At 63.3% G+C, this 22,201-nt stretch carries 19 protein-coding genes and 1 riboswitch; of the genes, 12 read left to right on the forward strand and 7 right to left on the reverse strand.

Going from position 1 to position 22,201, the window contains the following annotated elements; all coding sequences use genetic code 11:
* Positions 1 to 9 precede the first annotated feature (9 nt).
* Positions 10 to 1,338, forward strand: coding sequence for a DNA polymerase IV (locus FJV77_RS00880; protein ID WP_142864989.1), 1,329 nt, complete (start codon positions 10 to 12; stop codon positions 1,336 to 1,338).
* A 9-nt stretch (positions 1,339 to 1,347) separates the two neighbouring features.
* Here the strand turns inward: FJV77_RS00880 and FJV77_RS00885 are convergent, their stop codons facing one another.
* Positions 1,348 to 1,854 (reverse strand): hypothetical protein, encoded by a 507-nt coding sequence (locus tag FJV77_RS00885; RefSeq protein ID WP_142864990.1) that lies wholly within the window; start codon positions 1,852 to 1,854, stop codon positions 1,348 to 1,350.
* Positions 1,855 to 2,034: 180 nt separating this feature from the next.
* Between FJV77_RS00885 and FJV77_RS00890 the strand changes: the two genes are divergently transcribed.
* Positions 2,035 to 2,919, forward strand: a complete 885-nt coding sequence (locus FJV77_RS00890) for a DMT family transporter (protein WP_142864991.1) — start codon at positions 2,035 to 2,037, stop codon at positions 2,917 to 2,919.
* A 45-nt stretch (positions 2,920 to 2,964) separates the two neighbouring features.
* On the opposite strand, the gene FJV77_RS00895 is transcribed toward FJV77_RS00890, so the two are convergent.
* From FJV77_RS00895 to FJV77_RS00910, 4 genes are all read right to left on the reverse strand, one after another.
* Positions 2,965 to 3,363: a nuclear transport factor 2 family protein gene (locus FJV77_RS00895; protein ID WP_142864992.1), complete on the reverse strand. Its 399-nt coding sequence runs from the start codon at positions 3,361 to 3,363 to the stop codon at positions 2,965 to 2,967.
* 181 nt (positions 3,364 to 3,544) lie between these two features.
* A complete protein-coding gene (gene dnaE / locus FJV77_RS00900; protein WP_185970173.1) occupies positions 3,545 to 7,042 on the reverse strand; it encodes a DNA polymerase III subunit alpha in 3,498 nt (1,165 codons plus the stop codon).
* Positions 7,043 to 7,208: 166 nt separating this feature from the next.
* Positions 7,209 to 7,739 (reverse strand): dihydrofolate reductase family protein, encoded by a 531-nt coding sequence (locus tag FJV77_RS00905; RefSeq protein WP_142864994.1) that lies wholly within the window; start codon positions 7,737 to 7,739, stop codon positions 7,209 to 7,211.
* Between the two features lie 23 nt (positions 7,740 to 7,762).
* On the reverse strand, positions 7,763 to 9,775 hold the full coding sequence (locus FJV77_RS00910; RefSeq protein WP_142864995.1) for an acetyl/propionyl/methylcrotonyl-CoA carboxylase subunit alpha: 2,013 nt from the start codon (positions 9,773 to 9,775) through the stop codon (positions 7,763 to 7,765).
* Positions 9,776 to 10,014: 239 nt separating this feature from the next.
* On the opposite strand from FJV77_RS00910, the gene FJV77_RS00915 reads away from it, so the two are divergent.
* From FJV77_RS00915 to FJV77_RS00945, 7 genes are all read left to right on the forward strand, one after another.
* Positions 10,015 to 11,142: an S-(hydroxymethyl)glutathione dehydrogenase/class III alcohol dehydrogenase gene (locus FJV77_RS00915; RefSeq protein ID WP_112564606.1), complete on the forward strand. Its 1,128-nt coding sequence runs from the start codon at positions 10,015 to 10,017 to the stop codon at positions 11,140 to 11,142.
* Between the two features lie 66 nt (positions 11,143 to 11,208).
* Positions 11,209 to 11,778, forward strand: coding sequence for an S-(hydroxymethyl)glutathione synthase (gene gfa / locus FJV77_RS00920; RefSeq protein ID WP_142864996.1), 570 nt, complete (start codon positions 11,209 to 11,211; stop codon positions 11,776 to 11,778).
* 73 nt (positions 11,779 to 11,851) lie between these two features.
* Positions 11,852 to 12,181, forward strand: coding sequence for a hypothetical protein (locus FJV77_RS00925; protein WP_142864997.1), 330 nt, complete (start codon positions 11,852 to 11,854; stop codon positions 12,179 to 12,181).
* Positions 12,168 to 12,650, forward strand: coding sequence for a YaiI/YqxD family protein (locus tag FJV77_RS00930; protein WP_142864998.1), 483 nt, complete (start codon positions 12,168 to 12,170; stop codon positions 12,648 to 12,650). The genes FJV77_RS00925 and FJV77_RS00930 overlap by 14 nt, the downstream gene beginning before the upstream one ends.
* A 23-nt stretch (positions 12,651 to 12,673) precedes the next feature.
* Positions 12,674 to 13,363: a DUF1345 domain-containing protein gene (locus FJV77_RS00935; protein WP_142864999.1), complete on the forward strand. Its 690-nt coding sequence runs from the start codon at positions 12,674 to 12,676 to the stop codon at positions 13,361 to 13,363.
* A 123-nt stretch (positions 13,364 to 13,486) separates the two neighbouring features.
* The gene (locus FJV77_RS00940; RefSeq protein WP_246691125.1) at positions 13,487 to 14,353 is read left to right on the forward strand and encodes a cytochrome b/b6 domain-containing protein; all 867 of its coding nucleotides are present in this window, start codon (positions 13,487 to 13,489) and stop codon (positions 14,351 to 14,353) included.
* Position 14,354: 1 nt separating this feature from the next.
* Positions 14,355 to 15,146 carry a molybdopterin-binding protein gene (locus FJV77_RS00945; protein WP_142865001.1) on the forward strand — a complete coding sequence of 264 codons (792 nt, stop codon included), beginning with the start codon at positions 14,355 to 14,357 and terminating at the stop codon, positions 15,144 to 15,146.
* 19 nt (positions 15,147 to 15,165) lie between these two features.
* On the opposite strand, the gene FJV77_RS00950 is transcribed toward FJV77_RS00945, so the two are convergent.
* On the reverse strand, positions 15,166 to 16,167 hold the full coding sequence (locus FJV77_RS00950) for a hypothetical protein (RefSeq protein WP_142865002.1): 1,002 nt from the start codon (positions 16,165 to 16,167) through the stop codon (positions 15,166 to 15,168).
* A gap of 257 nt (positions 16,168 to 16,424) precedes the next feature.
* A riboswitch (glycine riboswitch) is annotated at positions 16,425 to 16,511 on the forward strand.
* A 149-nt stretch (positions 16,512 to 16,660) separates the two neighbouring features.
* Between FJV77_RS00950 and gcvT the strand changes: the two genes are divergently transcribed.
* The 3 genes from gcvT to gcvP are packed head-to-tail and all read left to right on the forward strand — an operon-like array spanning position 16,661 to position 20,964.
* Entirely contained in the window at positions 16,661 to 17,761 is a 1,101-nt protein-coding gene (gene gcvT, locus FJV77_RS00955) for a glycine cleavage system aminomethyltransferase GcvT (RefSeq protein WP_142865003.1), read from the forward strand.
* Positions 17,762 to 17,767: 6 nt separating this feature from the next.
* The gene (gene gcvH / locus FJV77_RS00960) at positions 17,768 to 18,136 is read left to right on the forward strand and encodes a glycine cleavage system protein GcvH (protein ID WP_142865004.1); all 369 of its coding nucleotides are present in this window, start codon (positions 17,768 to 17,770) and stop codon (positions 18,134 to 18,136) included.
* Between the two features lie 17 nt (positions 18,137 to 18,153).
* Entirely contained in the window at positions 18,154 to 20,964 is a 2,811-nt protein-coding gene (gene gcvP, locus FJV77_RS00965; RefSeq protein WP_142865005.1) for an aminomethyl-transferring glycine dehydrogenase, read from the forward strand.
* Positions 20,965 to 20,976: 12 nt separating this feature from the next.
* On the opposite strand, the gene FJV77_RS00970 is transcribed toward gcvP, so the two are convergent.
* Positions 20,977 to 22,083 carry a diguanylate cyclase gene (locus FJV77_RS00970; protein WP_246691101.1) on the reverse strand — a complete coding sequence of 369 codons (1,107 nt, stop codon included), beginning with the start codon at positions 22,081 to 22,083 and terminating at the stop codon, positions 20,977 to 20,979.
* Between the last annotated feature and the right edge of the window lie 118 nt (positions 22,084 to 22,201).

Here is a 22,201-nt window from a genome sequence, read left to right on the forward strand (position 1 = left end):
GTTCTCTTTATGTTCGCAGCGATGGCGGCCCCTGTCAACAATCCCGAGCACGGTTTCTGCCGCGACTGCCTGGCCCTTCAGCGCAGCGATGTCAGACGCTGCGAGCGGTGCGGCAGTCCCCGGCTCGCCCGTCATCCCGAACTCTACCGGCTGCATCTTGCCCATATCGATTGCGATGCCTTTTATGCGGCGATCGAAAAGCGCGACAACCCGGCGCTAAAGGACAAGCCGCTGATCATCGGCGGCGGCAAGCGCGGCGTCGTCTCCACCGCCTGCTACATCGCCCGCATTCATGGGGTTCGCTCGGCGATGCCGATGTTCAAGGCGCTCGAAGCCTGCCCGGAAGCGGTGGTGATCCCGCCCGATATGGAAAAATATGTCCGCGTCGGGCGCGAGGTCCGCGCGCTGATGCAGGCGCTGACGCCGCTGGTCGAACCGCTCTCGATTGACGAGGCGTTTCTCGACCTTGCCGGCACCGAGCGCCTGCACGGCATGCCGCCGGCAGTGGTGCTGGCGCGCTTTGCGCTGACCGTCGAAAAGGAAATCGGCATCACCGTTTCGGCCGGCCTCTCCTACTGCAAGTTCCTGGCCAAGGTTGCGTCCGATTTCCGCAAGCCGCGCGGCTTTTCAGTGATCGGCGAGGCCGAGGCGCTGGGTTTCCTGGCCGAGCAGCCGGTGACGTTGATCTGGGGCGTCGGCAAAGCGTTTGCCGCGACGCTGGAACACGACGGCATCCGCACCATCGCCCAGCTGCAGCGCATGGAGCGCGCCGATCTGATGCGCCGCTATGGTGTGATGGGCACCCGGCTCTACCATCTGTCGCGCGGCCAGGATGACCGCCGTGTCGACCCCGACCAGGATGCAAAAAGCGTCTCGGCCGAAACCACTTTCGACACTGATATAGCTGAAATGGACGAGCTGGTTCCGGTGCTGCGAGGACTGTCTGAAAAGGTTTCGGCGCGGCTGAAAAAGTCAGGCATTGCCGGGCGCACCGTGGTGCTGAAGCTGAAGACGCAGGACTTCAAGCTGCGCACCCGCAACCGCCAGCTCGGGGCCCCGACAAGGCTGGCCGACCGCATCTTCCAGACCGGCCTCGACCTGTTGCGCAAGGAGGCGGACGGAACGAAATACCGGCTGCTCGGCATCGGCGTCAGCGATCTCTCGGACGACGAGAAGGCCGATCCGCCTGATCTTGTCGATGTTGGCTCGCGCAAGCGCGCCATGGCCGAAAGCGCCATTGATACGCTGCGCGACAAATTCGGCAAGAAGGCGGTGGAAACCGGCTACACCTTCGGCAAGGGCCGCAACGCCAACCCGCCCGAGCCGATCGAGGATTGACGCTCTTGGTCAGATGCGCTGCAGATCGATGCGGCTCGTCACCACGCTCTTGCCGGTTTTCGGATCGACATCGGTAACGGTCAACCGCATTCCGTCGCCGCTGGTTTTCTCGACCGTCAACCGCGCCTTGCGGTCGCCATTGACCTCCGTCGCCCAGCGAATGCCAAGATTGATCGCGTTGCCCGAGCGGCTGCCGGCGAGCTGTGCAGGGCCGGTGCGCGATCCGACATAGACGCCGGTGTATTTCGCCCCGCTGGCCTTCAGATCCGCGCTGATGGCGCGCGTCACCACGACAAGACCACGGCAGTTGCCGTCAAGCGACAATGAGGTCGACGTCGCATCGGAATTGAAAGTACAGGAAACATTTACCGTCGGTGCGTCGGTGGTGACCTTGACTGTGCCCTTGCCGGAGAAATTCCCTTGCAAGGAACTCAGAAAATTCGCCTCGTCGGCATGGGCTGCGCCGCCTGCGGTCATCAGGCAACCGGCTAGCAGAAGTCGCGCCAATGATCTCATCGGAACCTCTCCCCCGGTTGATATCGAACAGTACGTCCAGGAATTGGCCAATACGGGGAACCAACGCCTGCCGCGGCGTCAGGTTCCACTTCCAGCATGGCTGTGTTGCAACGGGTCTGGCCCAGTCGAATGCGTCGCCTAGCGGTTGCGATAGAAGGCCCGGCTTGCGACATAGCGCCCATGGTCCCTGCTCCCTCGATCCCCAAGGCCGCCTTCTGGATGGCGCTGTCGATCACGTCATTCCTGGCGATGTCGGTCGCCGGCCGCGCCACGACAGCCGAGCTCAACGTCTTCCAGGTGCTCGAATTGCGCTCGGTGATCGGCTTTTTCATCCTGTTGCCGCTGGTGATGATGAGCGGCGGTTTCGCCGCGATGCGCACGCAGCGCCCGCTGGCCCATATCGCCCGCAACGTCATCCACTATACCGGCCAGGCGGCATGGCTTTACGCATTGACGCTGATCCCGCTTGCGGTCCTGATCTCGATCGAATTCACCACGCCGATCTGGACCGCTATCCTAGCCGTCAGCTTCCTTGGCGAGAAACTGTCGCGGCCAAGGTTGGCGGCGATCGTGCTCGGCCTGATCGGCGTGGTCGTCATCGTGCGCCCCGGCGTCGGCTCCATGGAGCCGGGCCATCTCGTGGTTCTCGGCGCCGCGGTCTGCTTCGGCATTTCGCTGGTGCTGGTCAAGTCGCTGACGCGCACCGACAGTGTCGTGCGCATCATTTTCTGGATGCTGGTCATTCAGTCGGCGGTCGGCCTGGTGCCGGCACTCTATGAGTGGCGCAATCCTTCGCTGGCGCTCTGGCCGTGGATTTTCGTCATCGCCTTCACCGGCATGTCGTCGCATTTCTGCCTAGCCCGCGCGCTTGCCTATGCAGATGCAACCGTTATCTCGCCGATGGATTTCCTGCGCGTGCCGCTGTCGGCGCTGGTCGGCTGGTTGCTCTATCGCGAGCAAATCGACGCCTTCACCGCCGGCGGCGCCTTGCTGATCCTGTTGGGCAACCTGCTCAACCTGCAGCGGAAAGCGGAGCGGCCGGCGGAGGTCGCGGCCTCGGGATAGCGACAGACACCGAAACCGTTCCGATGGGTTGAGGTCGGAGATTACTCAGCTCTGCACCACCACGCCGTCGGGCCCGACAAGGCGCCAGGCGGTCGCCGTATCATAGAAGAACTGCTCCTTGGCGATCCGATCACCGCGCCACTGCTGCAGCGCCACCTCTTCCAGCCGCTGGACGACACCATCCTTGTCGGTCTTGTCGAATGTCCAGCGGATGGCGACGTTGTCGCCGTCGACCAGGAAAGTCTGGACGGGATGCGTGTGCATCTTCTGGAGTTGATCCAAAACCGATTGCTCGCGCGCCATCAGCATTTCCTTGCCGCGCCGCGGGACGCCGAGATTCTCCTGCATGGTTGCATCGTCATGGTAGAAGTCGGCGATCGCCTTGACGTGGCTGCCTTTGACCACCTCCTCGAGGAAGGCTTCGACGCGTTCGCGGCTGGGCATGATTGTGCGTTCCTTTGAAGTCCGTGCTCAACGCATGTGGTTCAAAGGAGCTTCACTTCAACCATGCGGGGCACGCTGGCCCTATCGGCCGCAATGTCAGGCCCACAACTGCGTTACGCAGTGATGCGCTTGGCCGACGTCCATGCGATTGCCGTCGGCATCGCCCGAATATCAGCGCAGCCTAGACGAGTTCGACTTCCACCACACCCGGCACGGCGCGCATCGCAGAGGCGATCTGCGGCGAGATGCGGTAGCGGTTGGGCAGTTCGATCTCGATCTCGCCCTGGCCGGCCTCCTTGATCAGCACGAAGCTGACCTGGCCCTCCCCCTTCACCGCCAACTGGCCGGCCAGCATGCCGATCGGCGCCGCGTCGCGCACAAAGATGCGCAGCGCCTTCTGGATCCGGCTTGCCTCGTCCTCCAGCGACTGCACGGTCTGGATGCGCAGATTGACGCCTTCGGGCCGGTCCTCGGCCGAAACGGTGATCACCACCGAACGGCCGGGCTCGAGCAGGTCGCGATATTGCGCCAGCCCCTCGGAAAACAGCACGGCCTCATACTGGCCCGACGTGTCGGAAAAGGCGATGACGCCCATCTTGTTGCCAGTGCGCGTCTTGCGCTCCTGCTTCGTGGTGACAGTGCCGGCAAGCCGCCCGGCGGTAGCCCCGCGTTTGACCGCGGCCGAGAACTCGCCCCAGTTCTGCACCCGCATCTTCTGGAGTGCGGCCTTGTACTCGTCGAGCGGATGCGCCGAGAGATAGAAGCCCACCACCTGGAATTCGCGGTGCAGCCGGTCGGCGGCAAGCCATGGATCGGTCTGCGGAAGGTTGAGAGCCTGCGACTGCGAACCGAGCGACGCGCCGAAAATGTCGTGCTGGCCCGAAATCGCGTTCTGCTGCGCCAGCGAAGCCAGCCCCATCATCCGTTCGACGCCGGCCATCATCTGGGCGCGGTCATGGCCGAAACAATCGAGCGCGCCGGCCATGATCAGGCTTTCGAAGACGCGCTTGCCAACGATCTTCGGGTCGACCCGTTCGCAAAAATCGGCGAGGTTCTTGAACGGCTTTTCGCCGCGCATCGCGACGATATGCTCGACCGCCGCGTCGCCGACGCCCTTGAGAGCAGCCAGCGAATAGTAGATCCGATTCTCGCCGACCTCGAAATTGCGGAAGCTGGTCATCACCGACGGCGCCACCACCTCGATGCCGAGACGCAGCGCATCCTGGCGGAAATCGGCGAGCTTGTCGGTGTTACCCATATCGAGCGTCATCGACGCCGCCAGGAATTCGACCGGGTAATGCGCCTTGAGATAGGCGGTCTGGTAGGACACGACGGCGTAGGCGGCAGCATGCGATTTGTTGAAGCCGTAGTCGGCGAACTTGGCCAACAGATCGAAGATGAAATCGGCCTGCGGCTTGCCGACGCCGCGCTCGACGGCGCCCGAGACGAAGCGCTCGCGCTGCTTGTCCATCTCGGCGCGGATCTTCTTGCCCATGGCGCGGCGCAGAAGGTCGGCTTCGCCGAGCGAATAGCCCGACAGCTCCTGCGCGATCTGCATCACCTGTTCCTGGTAGACGATGACGCCTTGCGTCTCCTTCACCAGATGGTCGATCTTGGGGTGGATCGAGGCCATCTCCTCTTCGCCATGCTTTCTGGCGTTGTAGGTCGGGATGTTCTCCATCGGGCCGGGACGGTAGAGCGCCACCAGCGCGATGATGTCCTCGATGCAGTCGGGCCGCATGCCGATCAGCGCCTTGCGCATGCCGGCACTTTCCACCTGGAACACGCCGACCACTTCGCCGCGCGACAGCATGGCGTAGGTGTCAGGATCGTCGAGCGGGATCGTCGCCAGGTCGATCTCGATGCCACGGCGGCGGATCAGCTTCACCGCCGTCTCCAGCACCGTCAGCGTCTTCAGGCCGAGGAAGTCGAACTTCACCAGCCCGGCCTGCTCGACATATTTCATGTTGAACTGGGTGACCGGCATGTCCGAGCGTGGATCGCGGTACATCGGCACCAGTTCCGACAGCGGCCTGTCGCCGATGACGATGCCGGCGGCGTGCGTCGAGGCGTGGCGGTAGAGGCCTTCCAGTTTCTGCGCCATATCGAGCAGCGTCTGGACGATCGGCTCCTTCTCGGCCTCCTCGGCAAAGCGCGGCTCGTTGGCGATAGCGTCGGCGAGCTTGACCGGATTGGCCGGGTTCTGCGGAACCATTTTGGACAATTTGTCGACCTGGCCGTAAGGCATCTGCAGCACACGACCGACGTCGCGCAGCACCGCGCGCGCCTGCAGCGTACCGAAGGTGATGATCTGCCCCACCTGATCGCGGCCGTATTTCTGCTGGACGTAACGGATAACCTCCTCGCGCCGGTCCTGGCAGAAGTCGATGTCGAAGTCGGGCATCGATACACGGTCGGGATTGAGGAAGCGCTCGAACAGCAAGGAGAAGCGCAGCGGGTCGATGTCGGTGATGGTCGTCGAATAGGCAACCAGCGATCCGGCGCCCGAACCGCGGCCCGGCCCGACCGGAATGCCTTGCGCCTTCGCCCATTTGATAAAGTCGGCAACGATCAGGAAGTAGCCGGGGAATTTCATCTTCTCGATGATGGAAAGCTCGAAATCGAGCCGCTCGCGGTACTGCTCGGCCGTGTAGCCGGCAGTGGGTCCATGCGCCGCCAGCCGCGCCTTCAGCCCCTCTTGGGCCTGGCGGCGCAGTTCGTCGGCCTCGGCCTTCAGCGCCGCCTCATTGTCGGCGACGTCGCCGCCGGTAAAGCGCGGCAGGATCGGGTTGCGGGTCTTGGGATAATAGGAGCAGCGCAGCGCGATTTCGACGGTGTTGTCGATCGCTTCCGGCAGATCGGCGAACAGCCTTGCCATATCCGCCTGGCTGCGCAGGAAATTGTCCGCGGTCAGGCGGCGGCGGTTGTCGGCGGCGACGACCGAGCCTTCGGCAATCGCGATCAGTGCGTCGTGCGCGTCATAGTCGTCGCGGGCAGAGAAGAATGCCTCATTGGTGGCGACCAGCGGCAGGTCATTGACATAGGCAAGATCGACCGTGGATTTCTCGATGGCGCGGTCATAGCCGGAAACCCGATCCAGCTCGACATAGAGCCGGTCGCCAAACAGCGTCTTGAGCGCCAGCAGCCGCGCTTCGGCGAGATCGCGGCGGTCCTCCTTCAGGGCCCGGCCGATCGGGCCGCGCGGGCCGCCGCTGAGGCAGATCAGGCCATCGCTATGGCCCTCCAACATCGTGGTCGTCAAATGAACCGCCTCGCCCGGCGGCGTCTCCAGATAGACCTGGCTGACCAGCCTGACCAGGTTGGCGTAGCCGGCCTCGGTGGCGGCGATCAGCACCACGGCATGCATCTCCGGACCATGGCGGCGGCGGTCGCGCTGCGCGTCGCTGGTCTCGCCGGAAAAGGCGAGATCGATCTGGCAGCCGATGATCGGCTGGATACCCTCCTTCACCGCCTTTTGGGCAAATTCCAGCGCGCCGAACAGATTGTTGGTGTCGGTGATGGCAATGGCCGGGCACTCGTCCTTGACGGCATGACCGACAACGGCGGCGACCTGCAAGGCGCCTTCGAGCAACGAGTACGCCGAATGCACGCGCAGATGGATGAACGGCCGCGCCGGCCTTTCGGGCCGGCTCGCCCTTTCAATGGCTTCCTTTTTCAGCGGATCGCGTGTTGTTGTTGCGTCTGCCACCCGGTCAGGCCCTGCTGGTGTTTGAGAATCTCGGTTTGAGGCTAATCTAGTCGTCCGCCGCACCGACTGCCAGCGAAACGACCCTCCGTCCCCAAAACTACCGCACGCGCCTCGCCTTGCCGGGAAATCCACGCGATCAAGCAGGAACGTATGTCAGCCTGATTACGTCCTCATCAACGCGGTCGGTGGACACAAGGCGCAGCGGTGGCCTCGGGCCGGCGAAGAATGGCTTGCCGTGGCCAAGCACGACGGGGTGGAGGTAGAGCCGGTATTCATCTATCAGGCCGAGGTCAGTGAGACTTCGCGCGAGATCCGGCCCGGAAACGGTAATCTCTCCAAGCAGCTGAGCCTTCAACCCGCGTACCACTCTCTCCAGGTCACCCTCGACCAAGGTCGCGTTGGGACCAACCAATCTCAGCGAACGCGATACGACCCATTTTGGTTGGCGCCGCCACGCCGTCGCGAAATCGCGTTGCGCCGTGCCCCATTCGGGACGGTCTTCGTCCCAGTACCGCATCGTCTCATACATGCGCCGGCCATACACACTGCCGGCCAGGTCGCGCACGTGCCGGATCCAGTGATCGAACAGCGCGGGACTTGTCTTCATCTGATCATGATCGACATAGCCATCCAGGGACTGGTTCATTCCAAAGACGAGCTTCGCCATGTCCAAATCTCCACGCTGAATTCTCAGGTGAATTCCATGATCACTGCGTCCACAGCCAGGCTGTCGCCCGGCTTGGCGTTGAGTTTGGCGACGGTCAGATCACGGTCGGCGCGCAGCACGTTTTCCATCTTCATCGCCTCGACCACGGCCAGCGTCTCGCCGGCCTTGACCTCCTGCCCCTCGACAACCGCGATCGACACGACCAGGCCCGGCATCGGGCAAAGCAGCATCTTGGACGTGTCCGGCGCCACCTTTTCCGGCATCAGCCGTTCCAGCTCCGCTATGCGCGGCAGCATGGCGCGTGCGTTCACCGACATGCCTTTCCAGGCGATGCGCAAGCCGTTCGAGAGCGGCCTGATCTGCGCTGTAACCTTGCGGGCGCCGACATGACCGCGCCAGATCAGATCGCCCGGCCGCCAGTCGGAAGTCACCGTCAGCGCCTTGCCACCATTGACCGACAGGTCGATTTCCATCGGGATGGAGACCATGCCTTCCAGGATCGAGGCGGAAAGATAATCCTCGCCGATCTTCACCACCCAGTCGCGTTTGAGCGCGCCCGAATGCGGCGCCAGCCGTCCACCCAGCCGGTCGAGCCGGTCGCGGCGCAGCAGCTCGACCGCGGTGGCGATTGCCGCCAGCACGGCTTTTTCGTCAGCGTCGGGGACGATCGGCGCAAAACCATCCGGATATTCCTCGGCAATGAAGCCGGTCGATATCCGCCCTTCGCGCCAGCGCGGATGCTGCATCAGCGCCGCCAGGAACGGGATGTTGTGCTCGATGCCGTCGACAACGAAACTGTCGAGCGCCTCCGACATGGCATCGATCGCCTCGATACGCGTCGGCGCCCAGGTGCAGAGCTTTGCCACCATCGGGTCATAGAACACCGAAATCTCGGAGCCCTCGGTGACGCCGGTGTCGTTTCGGATGATGACATCGCCGAACGTGCCCTCCTCCGGCGGCCGATAGCGCGTCAGTCGGCCGATCGACGGCAGGAAGTTGCGGTAGGGATCCTCGGCATAGAGCCGGCTTTCCACCGCCCAGCCGTTCAGCTTGACGTCGCTCTGCTTCAAAGCCAACCTCTCGCCGGCAGCGATGCGGATCATCTGCTCGACCAGATCAATGCCGGTGACGAGCTCCGTCACCGGATGTTCGACCTGCAATCGTGTATTCATTTCAAGGAAATAGAAGTTCTTTTCAGCGTCGACGATGAACTCGACGGTGCCGGCGCTCTGATAGTCGACCGCCTTGGCGAGCGCCACGGCCTGCTCGCCCATGGCCTTGCGGGTCTTGGCGTCGAGGAATGGCGACGGCGCCTCTTCGGCGACCTTCTGGTTGCGGCGCTGGATCGAGCATTCGCGCTCGCCGAGATAGAGCGCATTGCCTTGCGCGTCGGCCAGCACCTGGATCTCGATATGGCGCGGATCGACGACGAATTTCTCAATGAAGACACGGTCGTCGCCGAACGAGCTTTTGGCTTCCGAACGCGCCCGGTCGAAGCCGTCGCGCACTTCCGACTGGCTCCAGGCGATGCGCATGCCTTTGCCGCCGCCGCCGGCCGAGGCCTTGATCATCACGGGATAGCCGATCTCGCCGGCGATCTTTTCGGCGTGGTCGGCATTTTCGATGACGCCGAGCCAGCCAGGCACGGTCGAAACCTTCGCGGCATTCGCGAACCTCTTCGATTCGATCTTGTCGCCCATCGCCTTGATCGCTTTGGGCTTCGGGCCGATGAAGACAATGCCTTCGGCCTCAAGCGCCTCACAAAAGGCGGCGCGCTCGGAGAGAAAACCGTAGCCGGGATGCACGGCCTGCGCGCCCGTTTCCTTGCAAGCGGCGATGATCTTCTCAGGCAGGAGGTAGCTTTGCGCAGCGGGCGACGGCCCGATATGCACGGCTTCGTCGGCCATTTCGACATGCGCGGCGTCGCGATCAGCGTCGGAATAAACCGCCACGGTGACGATGCCCATCTTGCGCGCCGTCTTGATCACGCGGCAAGCGATCTCGCCGCGATTGGCGATCAGGATTTTCGTGAACATCGAAGGCGTTTCCTCGGGTCTTTCGTCCTTCTTATGGGCTTCGGCAGCCGGGCTCAAGCACCGCCCGGCCGCGCACCCATCAAGACACTTCCGGCACGTCAGGCCCGTGCCGGAAGACGAAGGCCGGGCTCGCCGACGACTGGGCAAAGATTTGCGCCATATTTGGTCGCCAAATCGGGTTGAAACAGTATAAAAATCCTGAAAGCCTGAAGACCAATCGCCTTGGGAGGAACTGCCTGATGAAAACCCGCGCCGCTGTCGCTGTCGCCGCCGGAAAGCCGCTTGAGATCATGGAGGTCGACCTCGACGGACCGCGCGAGGGCGAGGTGCTGGTCGAGATCAAGGCGACCGGCATCTGCCATACTGACGAGTTCACCCTGTCGGGCGCGGATCCCGAAGGCCTGTTCCCGGCGATCCTCGGCCATGAAGGCGCCGGTGTCGTCGTCGATGTCGGCAAGGGCGTCACGTCGGTCAAGAAGGGCGACCATGTCATCCCGCTCTATACGCCGGAATGCCGCCAGTGCCCCTCCTGCCTGTCGCGCAAGACCAATCTGTGCACCGCCATCCGCGCCACGCAGGGCCAAGGGCTGATGCCCGATGGGTCGTCGCGCTTCTCGGTCGGCAAGGACAAGATCTTCCACTATATGGGCTGCTCGACCTTCTCGAACTTCACCGTGCTGCCCGAGATCGCGGTCGCCAAGGTCAATCCGGACGCTCCCTTCGACAAGATCTGCTACATCGGCTGCGGCGTCACCACCGGCATCGGCGCTGTCATCAACACCGCCAAGGTCGAGCAAGGCGCAACCGCCGTCGTCTTCGGTCTCGGCGGCATCGGCTTGAACGTCATCCAGGGCCTGAAGCTCGCCGGCGCCGACATGATAATTGGCGTTGACCTGAACAACGACAAGAAGGCATGGGGCGAACGTTTCGGCATGACGCATTTCGTCAATCCGAAGGAGATCGACGGCGACATCGTCCCTCACCTCGTCAACATGACCAAGCGCGGCGCCGACCAGATCGGCGGCGCCGACTACACATTCGACTGCACCGGCAACACCAAGGTGATGCGCCAGGCGCTGGAAGCCTCGCATCGCGGCTGGGGCAAGTCGGTCATCATCGGCGTCGCCGGCGCTGGCCAGGAGATTTCGACCCGGCCGTTCCAGCTCGTCACCGGCCGCACCTGGATGGGCACGGCCTTTGGCGGCGCGCGCGGCCGCACCGACGTGCCGAAGATCGTCGACTGGTACATGGACGGCAAAATCCAGATCGACCCGATGATCACCCATCTGCTGAAGCTGGAAGACATCAACAAGGGCTTCGACCTCATGCATGAGGGCAAGTCGATCCGAAGCGTAGTGGTTTACTGAGGAGAAAAGCCGCCGACCGAAGGGCCAGCGACTGAAGTTGCACGGGTTCAACAAGGGAGGAAGAAAATGCCGGAAAAACTGCATCCGAAAATCGACAATGGCTTGCCTAGGGAAAGCGCGAGCTTTGCCGGCGGCACGCTGGTCTGCGCCTGCACCAGCAAGCCGGTGAAGGTAAAGGTCAAGGGCCAGATCGCCCATAACCACGCCTGCGGCTGCACGAAGTGCTGGAAACCAGAAGGCGCGGTGTTCTCGGTCGTGGCGGTCGCCGGCACCGGCGACGTCACCGTCACCGAGAACGGCGACAAGCTGAAGGTGGTTGATCCCTCAGCGCTCATCCAGCGCCATGCCTGCACCGGCTGTGGCGTCCACATGCATGGCCCGGTCGAGCGCGATCATCCGTTCAAGGGCCTGACCTTCATCCATCCGGAGCGTTTCCAGGAGGACGGCTGGTCACCGCCCGGCTTCACCGCTTTCGTGTCGTCGATCATCGAATCCGGTGTCGACCCCAAGCGGATGGACGGCATTCGCGGCCAGCTGAAGTCGATCGGGCTCGAGCCTTATGACTGCCTCAACCCCGGTCTGATGGACTATATCGCCACCTGGACGGCGAAGAAATCGGGCGCGCTGCCGGCCTGAATGAAAACGAGAGGGCTGGCTTGCGACGCTAGCCCTTCTCCCCAGGCCACCGCGTATTGCTACCGGGTAGTTGATGAATCTCAGGGGCTTCAAAAACTGGAAGTTGAAGCTCCGCCATGGGCGGGTGAGAACCGACTTTCATCACTACACGCTGCTGGCCGACGGCGAAGTGGTGTCTCCAAACGCGGAGTACGGAACTGCCGACGCGGGACCCGCCTTCTTTGGCATGAGCGTCTGGGCTTATAACTCTGATCAAGCGACCGATATGATCCGCACCATCGGCCTACATGTCGGATTTGCTTGTACTGGGAAAATCTACGTCTATGACACCGAGGCCGAGGAACCGCCCGGCGCCGAGCCGCGCGGTTATAATTTGAAGTTCACACGCTATGAACGCGACTAGTGTCGACCCTCCCCAGATCTACGTCGACGCCGACGCCTGCCCGGTGAAAGCCGAGGTCGAAAAGGTCGCCGAGCGCCATGGCGTCGTCGTCACTTACGTCTCCAATGGCGGGCTTCGTCCCTCGCGCGATCCGATGATCCGCAACGTCGTCGTCTCCAAGGGTGCTGACGCCGCCGACGACTGGATTGTCGACAACGCAAAATCCAACGACATCGTGATTACCGCCGACATCCCGCTTGCTGCCCGCGCCGTGGCGCTCGGCGCGCATGTGCTTGGGCCCACCGGGCGCCCGTTCACGCCCGAAACCATCGGCATGGCGGTGGCGATGCGCGATTTGAAGCAGCATTTGCGCGAGACCGGCGAGAGCAAGGGCTACAATGCCAGCTTTGCGCCGCAGGACCGTTCGCGCTTTCTCGGCGAACTCGATCGCATCTTGCGGCGAGCGCTGAAATCCGTCACACCGGGCTAGAAACGGCTCCAGGGCGCCGGGCCATGACGACAGACATCCCGATCACGAACCCGCTGCACCGGCACAAGCAATTCCTGGTGTCGGCCTGTGTCGGCCTGCCGGCATTGGTTATCGCGCTGATTGCGGGCTTGCCGCTTGCCTATTCCGTCTCGATCGCTGCCGACGCCTTTTTCGTCGTCTTCATCGCACTCGTCCTCGCCAAGATGCCGCTGCTGTCCGGTCGCTATCTCAGCAAGAATGCGCGCGAGGTCGACCTGCCGGTGCTGGGCATCTTTGCCATTACGCTGGGCGTCGTCGCCATCGCCATTATCCTATTGTTTCTGCTGATCAATCATAAGGGGCGTGACCCTATCGAGCTTGGCGTCGCCATGCTGTCGATCCCGCTCGGCTGGTTCACCATCCACTCCCTGGCGGCGCTTCACTATGCTCATGTCTACTGGATGGACGGCGACGCGATCGATGCCGAGACCAAGAAGAAGATGCCGGTCAGCGGGCTCGATTTTCCCGGCAGCAAACGGCCGGATGGCTGGGATTTCCTCTACTTCGCGACGGTGATCGGCATGACCGCGCAGACCGCCGACACAGCGATAACCACCTCGCATATGCGCCGCGTCGTGCTTGTCCACTCGATCCTGTCGTTCTTCTTCAACACCGTCATCGTCGCTGCCGTGGTCAACTTGGCCGTCAGCCTCGGCAATTCGGGTCCGCAATAAGAATCTGCCCGTAATAAAAACGTGATCGCATGAAACATCGCTTTCGGTAGCGACGTATTGGGAGGAGAACGACAAGCGCGAGATCGCGCAGCCAGGAGACCAGGAAACATGGAATCCGTTGCCATGACCCAGCCCAGCATCGGGCCTGATGCCACTACGCCGAAGGATACGACGCTGATCTACCGGCAATCGCGCTGGACGCGTCTGACGCACTGGCTGTGGGCCATTTCGCTGTTCTTCATGCTTTTGTCTGGCCTGCAAATCTTCGGCGCCCGCCCGCAGCTCTATATCGGCAAGCAGTCCGGCTTCGGCTACAACAACACTGTCTTTGCCATCGGCGCCGAAAACACCGCGACCGGGCCGCGCGGCTACACCGAAATCTTCGGCCATCGCTTCGACACCACCGGCGTGCTCGGCTGGTCGGGGCCAGCGGGACAGCAGACGTCACGCGCCTTCCCGTCCTGGGCAACGATCCCGTCCTACTACGACCTCGGCACCGCCCGCGTCGTGCATTTCTTCTTCGCCTGGATACTGACCACCACCCTGGTCGTCTGGCTAGTCGCCAGCCTGGTCAACGGCCATCTGCGCCGAGATCTGGCGCCGCGGCTGGACGACATCAAGCGGCTGCCGCAGGACATCATCGACCACGCCAAGCTGAGGTTTCACCACACCCGCGAATACAACACGCTGCAGAAAATGGCCTATGGCGGCGTGCTGTTCGTGTTGTTACCGCTGATGATCATCACCGGTCTTGCGATGTCGCCAAGCATGAACTCGGTGCTGCCCTGGCTCAATGAGGTGCTCGGCGGAAGGCAGACAGCGCGCACCATCCATTTCACGGTGATGGTGCTGCTGGTCGGATTTTTCATCATCCACATGCTGATGATCCTCGCTGCCGGCCCGATCAACGAACTGCGTTCGATCATCACCGGCTGGTACCGCACCGACCCGCCGGCGCATGGTGACGAAGCCTCGAAGAGGAGCGCCTGACATGGCCAAATTCCAGATCAGCCGCAGAAAGTTCCTGACCGGCGCCAGCCTCGGTGTTTCCGGCATCATGCTGTCGGGCTGCGATGCCTTTGATAGCCAGCTCGGCATGGGCGACGGCCTACGCAGCTTCCTCGAAAACGCCAACGGCCTGACCTATCGGGCGCAGCGCCTGCTGGCCGGTCGCGACGCGCTGGCGCCGGAGTTTTCCGAGGCCGACATTCGCCAGCCGCAGCGGCCGAATGGCGTCACCGCGCCCGACGACGACACCTACAAAGGCCTGCTCGCCAACAATTTCGCCGATTGGCGTTTGGAAGTGACGGGCCTGGTTGAAAAGCCGCTCTCGCTCAGCCGCGAGCAGTTGCAGAACATGCCGAGCCGCACCCAGATCACCCGGCATGACTGCGTCGAAGGCTGGAGCTGCATCGCCAAATGGACCGGAACGCCGCTGTCGCTGGTGCTCGACCAGGCCGTGGTCAAGCCTGAGGCCCGCTACGTCATGTTCCATTGCCTGGACACGATCGACCGCAGCCTCTCCGGCGAGATCAAATATTACGGCACCATCGACCTGATCGATGCCCGCCATCCGCAGACGATCCTGGCCTATGGCTTGAACGGCAAACCGCTGCCGGTCGAAAACGGCGCGCCGCTGCGCGTGCGCGTCGAGCGCCAGCTCGGCTACAAGATGCCGAAATATCTCTACAAGATCGAACTGGTCGACAGTTTCACCAATGTCGGTGGCGGCCGCGGCGGCTATTGGGAGGACAATGGCTACGACTGGTATGGCGGGATTTGATTGAGCCTGCCGATCGAGTTCACGCAACCTTGTCGAGCAGTGGCTTGAGCGCCGGGTGAATCTCCGGCGAGGCATGCTTGATCAGAGTCAGCAGCGCGCGTTCATTGTCGTGCAGCGGGCGGTGGGTGCCGATACGCTCGGCCAGCCATTTCGCCTCGCCGGCATCGATCGTTTCGGCACGGCGCGCTAACGCTTCGGCAGCCCGGTTCTTCGATTCCCACTCGGCCTCGATATCGCCGGGCGAACGATAGGCCTCCATGATGCCGGCGAGCCCGCCCGACACCATCCGGCTGAAAAAGCCGCCAATCTCAGACTCGGCCTGTTCGAAGAAGCTGTCACGGCGCAAGGCAGCCTCGCGCGTCGGCGCTTCGTAGCCGGCCGAACACATGACGAAATTGGCGAGCGCCTTGACGAACAGCTCGTTCCAGGACGGATCGTTGTCGGCGGCGGAAGTCTGCTCGTTGATCCTGAACAGCACCTCGGCCTCGGGGCGGGTGATGGCAATGTTACCGTCGCCGCCATAGGCATAGAGGATGCGGCGCAACAGATCGACTTCGGCCTTGGCGACCAGCCCGGGAACCAGCGCGCCACCTGATATCAGCGGTCCCTTGCCATCCACAACGGCATGGGCGACCTGTTCCAGCGCATAGGCGGACAGCCGGCCCGGCGACGATTTCGCCCTCTCCAGCACATGCACCAGGAGCTCCAGCTCGGTGAGACTATCGACCATCCCGTCGCGCGAGATTGTCCGGATCAACCAGTCGGCATTGTCCTCGGAAATGTAGCCCGCCGGCTTTTCCTGGTGCACGATATAATCCGTGACGGCCTCGACGAAGAATTCAGGCCATTCCGGGGATTTGTCCCTGGCCGTGGCGTCAAGCGCGAACAGCGCCTCGGCCTCACCGCGGCTCACCACGCCATCGGCGAACACTTCGCGGCGCAACATGACGACATCTTCCGCCGTGATGCGATCTTTCGAAGTCAGCCCCGCCCCCGGTGCGCTCTGGATCCGTTCGCTCATCTGTCAATCCCGTCCGCCGTGCCCAACGCAGTTGCCCACCAAACTATCAGCAGTGTCTTGAAAAACCGGAAAACGGCGTGGTTAGCGAAGACTTGTCGGCAAATGCATGTCGCCCAAAAGTGTGCAGCGGTTTTGGGGAGAACGACATGCATCAAACCAAACATCTAAAGCGCGACGCGCCTTAGATGTCGCTGGCAGGTGACAACGTGTCGCCGACAAGCTATGGATGGCGCGTCGAGGGCTCAGGGTCTGAGTCCTACCTGTTTGCGGGAGAGAGCAGCGCGAGCTGCCGCCGAAGGGGAAATCGCCCGAAATCTCTCAGGCAAAAGAACCGTAGACGGGAAAGACACTCTGGAAAGTCGGGGCTTGCCCCCGCGCCGAAGGTGTAAGCGTCGCCGACAGAGTTCCGGTTGCGCGAGTCTCTCAGGCTTCAGACAGAGGGGCACGGACTGGTCGCCAGCAGCGGCCGATTGCGTGCGACTCTGGAGATGACATGACGGGCGACGATACCAAACACCTTCCCCTCGAGGACCTGCACACCGCCGTCGGCGCGCGCTTTGGCGCCTTTGCCGGCTGGTCGATGCCGCTGACCTATCCGGCCGGCGTCATGAAGGAGCACCTCCACACCCGCGAACATGCCGGCCTGTTTGACATTTCGCATATGAAGCTGTTCGAAGTCAGCGGCCCGGGCGTTGTCGCGCTCTTGAACCGCGCCTGCCCGCTCGATGCCGGCGCGCTCGGGATTTCGCAGTCCAAATACACCTTTTTCCTCAACGAAGCCGCCGGGATCATCGATGACCTGATCGTCACCCGGCTCGGCGATACCAGGTTCATGGTGGTCGCCAACGCCGGCAATGCTGTCGAGGACGAGAAGCATTTGCGCGCGCTGGCCGCGGATTTCGATGTGAAGGTCGAGGCGCTTGACCGCGTCTTTCTCGCCATCCAGGGGCCCGAAGCCTGGGCCGCTCTGTCCCGCGCCGGCATCGAGACCGGCTCGCTGCTGTTCATGCACGGCATCGAGCCGAAGCAGAACTGGTTCATGAGCCGCTCCGGTTACACCGGCGAGGACGGATTCGAGATCGGCCTGCCGGAAGCGGATGCGCGGACTCTGGTCGCAAAATTGCTCGAAGATGAGCGTGTGCTGTGGATCGGCCTTGCCGCCCGCGACTCGCTGCGGCTGGAGGCCGGGCTCTGCCTGCATGGCCAGGACATTACGCCGGAAGTCGATCCGGCCAGTGCCGGCCTGATGTGGGCGATCCCCAAGGATCTCCGTGCCAGCGGATCCTTCATCGGTGCCGACGCCTTGCGGGCGATCCTAGAGCGTGGCGCGGCGCAAAAGCGCGTCGGCCTGAAGCCGGAAGGCCGCCAGCCGGTGCGCGCCGGCGCTGCCCTGTTCGACGCCGACGGCAATCCGGCCGGCCATGTCACATCAGGCGGCTTCGGCCCTTCGGCCGGCCACCCCGTCGCCATGGGATACGCGTCAACTCCCCTGGCCAAGCCAGGGACAAAACTCTTCGCCGACGTTCGCGGGACGAAAATCCCGATCGATATCAGTTCCTTGCCCTTCACTCCTCATCGCTACCGCAAAGGATAAATCCCGATGGCAAAAACCTATTTCACACAAGATCACGAATGGCTGAGCGTCGAGAGCGGCATCGCCACCGTCGGGATCACCGACTATGCGCAGGAACAGCTTGGCGATCTCGTCTTCGTCGAATTGCCGCAAGTCGGCACGAAGCTTAGCAAGGGAGATACCGCCGTGGTCGTCGAATCCGTCAAGGCGGCCTCCGACGTCTATGCGCCGGTCGACGGCGAGATCACCGACGCCAACGGCGCGCTGTCGTCCGACCCGTCGCTGGTCAACTCGGCAGCGACCGGCGACGGCTGGCTGTGGAAGATGAAGCTCGCCGACGAAAGCCAGCTCGCCGGCCTCATGGATGAGGCCGCCTACAAAGCCCATATCGGTTGATATCAGGACCTATTGCCATGACCGCAGCACTTATCCCCTTCTCGGCCCGCCATATCGGCCCTGATGTCAATGATGTCAGAGCCATGCTTGCCGTGATCGGCGTTCCCTCCGTCGAGACGCTGATCAGCCAGGCCGTGCCGCAGTCGATCCGCCTCGACCTGCCGCTGACCCTGCCCGCACCGGCCAGCGAAGCCGAAGCCCTGGCCGAATTGTCCGCGACCATGGCGAAGAACACGGTGCTGAAGAGCTTCATCGGCGCCGGCTATCACGGCGTCCATGTGCCGCCGGTCATCCAGCGCAACCTGTTCGAGAACCCGGCCTGGTACACCGCCTACACGCCCTACCAGGCCGAGATCAGCCAGGGCCGCCTGGAAATGCTGTTCAATTTCCAGACCCTGGTCACCGAACTGACCGGCCTGCCGGTGGCATCGGCCTCGCTGCTCGATGAAGCGACCGCAGTCGCCGAAGCGGTCGGCATCGCGCTGCGCTATCACCGCGACAAGCGCACCAAGGTGGCGCTGGCCGGCACGCCGCACCCGCAGACGCTGGACGTCGTGCGCACCCGCGCCGAGCCGCTCGGCATCGAGGTCGATGGCGAGACCATCGACGACAACACCGCTGCGCTGCTGGTCTCCTGGCCGGATACGTTTGGCGTCTATGGCGACCACAAGGCGGCGATCGACAAGGCCCGCGCCACCGGTGCGGTCGTCGTCTTCATCGCCGATCCGCTCGCGCTCACGCTGACCGATGCCCCGGCCAAGCTCGGCGCCGACATCGCCGTCGGCCCGATGCAGCGCTTTGGCGTGCCGATGGGCTTTGGCGGCCCTCACGCCGCCTATTGCGCCGTCTCCGACAAACTGACCCGGCTGATGCCCGGCCGCCTCGTCGGCCAGTCCACCGACAGCAAGGGCCGTCCCGGCTACCGGTTGGCGCTGCAGACGCGCGAACAGCACATCCGCCGCGACAAGGCGACCTCCAACATCTGCACCGCGCAGGCGCTGCTCGCCAACATGGCGACGGCCTATGCGATCTGGCATGGCCCCGCCGGGCTGCAGGCAATTGCTGCGCGCATCCATGAGTTCGCCAATCGCCTCGCGGCAGGCCTGAAGGCATCAGGCGTTTCGGTGCTCGGCTTACACCGTTTCGACACGGTGACGGCCGAAGTGAAAGGCAAGGCTGCTTCGATTGCGGCTGCCGCTGAAAAGGGTGGCCGGTTGCTGCGTGTTATCGATGCCGACCGCGTGAGCATCGCCTTCGACGAAACCTCGACCGAGGCAGATCTGGAAGCTATCGCCGCCGTATTCGGCGCCAAGCCAGGCACCGCCGAAGCCGGCGCGATGCCCGGCAAGCCGCGCGGCAAGGAGTTTTTGACCCAGCCGGTCTTCCGCGAGAACCACTCCGAGACCGACATGATGCGCTTGCTGCGCCGGCTGGCCGACAAGGATCTGGCGCTCGACCGCACCATGATCCCACTGGGCTCCTGCACCATGAAGCTCAACGCGGCGGCCGAAATGATGCCGGTGAGTTGGCCGAGCGTCGCCAATCTGCATCCCTTCGCGCCGGTCAGCCATACGGCCGGCTATCGCGCCATGGTCGGCGAACTCGAGGGCTGGCTGTCGGAGATCACCGGCTTCGACGCCGTCAGCCTGCAGCCCAATGCCGGCAGCCAGGGCGAATATGCCGGCCTGCTCGCCATCCGCGCCTATCACCGCGCGCGCGGTGAAGGCCATCGCACCATCTGCCTGATCCCCTCCTCCGCGCATGGCACCAATCCGGCGAGTGCGGCCATGGCCGGCATGAGCGTCGTCGTCGTGCGTTGCCTTGAGGACGGCAACATCGACATGGACGATATGCGGGCCAAGGCCAACGAGCATTCGAAGAATCTCGCAGCGCTGATGTTCACCTATCCTTCGACGCACGGCGTCTACGAAGAAGGCGCGCGCCACCTCTGCGCCCTGATCCATGAGCATGGCGGCCAGGTCTATTTCGACGGCGCCAACCTCAACGCGCTGGTCGCCCTGGCGCGGCCCGCCGACATCGGCGCCGATGTCTGCCATATGAATCTGCACAAGACCTTCTGCATTCCGCATGGCGGCGGCGGTCCGGGTGTCGGCCCGATTGGCGTCAGGGCGCATCTAAAACCCTATCTGCCGGGTCATGTCACCGAAGGCTCGGCGCATGCCGTGTCGGCTGCCCCGTTCGGCAGCGCTTCCATCCTGCCGATCACCTGGATGTATATCCGCATGATGGGCGCCGCCGGCCTGAAGCAGGCGACGGAGACGGCGATCATCTCGGCCAACTATGTGGCGACGCGGCTCGCGCCGTACTTCCCGCTTCTCTATAAGGGCAGGCACGATCGCATCGCGCATGAATGCATCCTCGACACCCGCGTGCTCAAGGAAAGCGCCGGCATCAGTGTCGACGACATCGCCAAGCGCCTGATCGACTACGGTTTCCATGCGCCGACCATGTCGTTCCCGGTCGCCGGCACGCTGATGGTCGAGCCAACCGAGTCCGAGCCCAAGCGCGAGCTCGACCGGTTCTGCGAGGCAATGATCGCCATCGCTGGCGAAGCCGCCAAGGTGGCGAAGGGTGAATGGCCGCTCGAGGACAACCCGCTGGTCAACGCGCCGCACACGGCGACCGAAACGCTTGCCGGCCAGTGGACGCATCCTTATTCACGGCTGGAAGCGGCCTACCCTGCCGGAGACGCCGATACATCAGCCAAGTACTGGCCGCCAGTGTCGCGCATCGACAATGTCGCCGGCGACCGCAACCTCGTCTGCTCCTGCCCGCCGCTCTCGGAATATCTCGGCGCCGCCGAGTAACACTCTGGCCTGTCAGGCAGAACGCAAGGCCGGCCCGTCGGCCTTGCTGTTAGGGTCGTGGACAAGCACGCGGTTTCGCCCGGCGTGCTTGGCCGCGTAGAGCGCCTTGTCGGCCTCGGCCAGCACCTCGTCGAGGCTGCTGCCGCCCTCCGCGCCGAAGCCGATGCCGCCGCTGACACTGCTGCGCAGCGGACCGCGCGGTGTCGGCACCACTTCCGTACCGAAGGCGACGCCGATCTTGCTGGCGAGATCGTAGGCCTTGTTTTCAGTCATCCGCGATATGACCAGCGCGAACTCCTCGCCGCCCAGCCGGAAGGCGTGGACGCCGGCCCTGTCATACTTCTTGATGATTGCGGCGAAGCGGCACAGCACCCGGTCACCGACCGGATGGCCATAGACATCGTTGGTCCGCTTGAAATGATCGAGGTCGAACATAGCGACCGACATGAACGGTCCGAAGACGCGCTCGCCATAGAGTGAATTCAAAGCCCGCCGGTTCATCAGACCGGTCAGCGGGTCGGTCAAGGTTTCGGCCTTCAACTCGATCTGCGCCTGCAAATGGTGCAGCGACAGCGTCAGCGCGCCGAGCGCCGTCATGCAGGCTACCGCGACGACGGAATTCAGCCGCTCGGCCCAATTGTCGGGCGCGACGCCAAGCACCCACTGGCCCTTGACCAGTAGCACCGCGCCGCAGAGCCCGAAGGACAGCCCGCAGACACCGCTCAAGGCCGAAACCACCAGCAGAATGCCGCGATCATGACCGCCCTTGATCCAGAACATCACCCCGATCGAGGCGAGCAGCACTGTTGCCGTCGTGTAGGTGAGGATGAAGCCGACACCGTCGAAACCGAGATAGGTCACACCGGCGCAGACAGCCATCGCAAGCAGGGTCGGCAGGACGGCGCGACTGTAATTGCGTGCGTCGAGATACTGCATGGCCGAAAGCGAGAGGGTCATGAAACCAAGGCTGAGCAGCGCCAGCGCCGACTGGCAAAGCAAGGGGCTGGGCTGCCTGGTGTAGCGCCAGAAGACGATGACGTGGGCCACAAGCACCAGAATGCCGCACGCTACCGTCAACACGAAGCGCGCGCGCGGCGCCGTGAACCAGATCCCAAACATGGTAATGCTCAGGCATGTGCCCGATAGCGCAGCTGCCAGCAGGAGCGAACTGAAATCAAGCATGGGTTGAACGACAGCCTTCAGGATCGTCGGTTGTGCCGCATCATAGGCGAGCGGT

Origin of the sequence: Mesorhizobium sp. WSM4306 (assembly GCF_007003975.1) — a bacterium.
Classification (GTDB): Bacteria; Pseudomonadota; Alphaproteobacteria; order Rhizobiales; family Rhizobiaceae; genus Mesorhizobium.

What these genes read in the sequence shown, in the direction of transcription:
- FJV77_RS00910 (WP_142864995.1), bottom strand. Translation starts at nt 9,775, where the DNA reads ATGTTCACGAAAATCCTGATCGCCAATCGCGGCGAGATCGCTTGCCGC.
- FJV77_RS00880 (WP_142864989.1), top strand. Translation starts at nt 10, where the DNA reads ATGTTCGCAGCGATGGCGGCCCCTGTCAACAATCCCGAGCACGGTTTC.
- FJV77_RS00950 (WP_142865002.1), bottom strand. Translation starts at nt 16,167, where the DNA reads ATGAGCGAACGGATCCAGAGCGCACCGGGGGCGGGGCTGACTTCGAAA.
- FJV77_RS00945 (WP_142865001.1), top strand. Translation starts at nt 14,355, where the DNA reads ATGGCCAAATTCCAGATCAGCCGCAGAAAGTTCCTGACCGGCGCCAGC.
- FJV77_RS00925 (WP_142864997.1), top strand. Translation starts at nt 11,852, where the DNA reads ATGAATCTCAGGGGCTTCAAAAACTGGAAGTTGAAGCTCCGCCATGGG.
- FJV77_RS00885 (WP_142864990.1), bottom strand. Translation starts at nt 1,854, where the DNA reads ATGAGATCATTGGCGCGACTTCTGCTAGCCGGTTGCCTGATGACCGCA.
- FJV77_RS00905 (WP_142864994.1), bottom strand. Translation starts at nt 7,739, where the DNA reads ATGGCGAAGCTCGTCTTTGGAATGAACCAGTCCCTGGATGGCTATGTC.
- FJV77_RS00930 (WP_142864998.1), top strand. Translation starts at nt 12,168, where the DNA reads ATGAACGCGACTAGTGTCGACCCTCCCCAGATCTACGTCGACGCCGAC.
- FJV77_RS00915 (WP_112564606.1), top strand. Translation starts at nt 10,015, where the DNA reads ATGAAAACCCGCGCCGCTGTCGCTGTCGCCGCCGGAAAGCCGCTTGAG.
- FJV77_RS00895 (WP_142864992.1), bottom strand. Translation starts at nt 3,363, where the DNA reads ATGCCCAGCCGCGAACGCGTCGAAGCCTTCCTCGAGGAGGTGGTCAAA.
- FJV77_RS00940 (WP_246691125.1), top strand. Translation starts at nt 13,487, where the DNA reads ATGACCCAGCCCAGCATCGGGCCTGATGCCACTACGCCGAAGGATACG.
- FJV77_RS00935 (WP_142864999.1), top strand. Translation starts at nt 12,674, where the DNA reads ATGACGACAGACATCCCGATCACGAACCCGCTGCACCGGCACAAGCAA.
- gcvT (WP_142865003.1), top strand. Translation starts at nt 16,661, where the DNA reads ATGACGGGCGACGATACCAAACACCTTCCCCTCGAGGACCTGCACACC.
- gcvP (WP_142865005.1), top strand. Translation starts at nt 18,154, where the DNA reads ATGACCGCAGCACTTATCCCCTTCTCGGCCCGCCATATCGGCCCTGAT.
- FJV77_RS00890 (WP_142864991.1), top strand. Translation starts at nt 2,035, where the DNA reads ATGGTCCCTGCTCCCTCGATCCCCAAGGCCGCCTTCTGGATGGCGCTG.
- gfa (WP_142864996.1), top strand. Translation starts at nt 11,209, where the DNA reads ATGCCGGAAAAACTGCATCCGAAAATCGACAATGGCTTGCCTAGGGAA.
- FJV77_RS00970 (WP_246691101.1), bottom strand. Translation starts at nt 22,083, where the DNA reads ATGTTTGGGATCTGGTTCACGGCGCCGCGCGCGCGCTTCGTGTTGACG.
- gcvH (WP_142865004.1), top strand. Translation starts at nt 17,768, where the DNA reads ATGGCAAAAACCTATTTCACACAAGATCACGAATGGCTGAGCGTCGAG.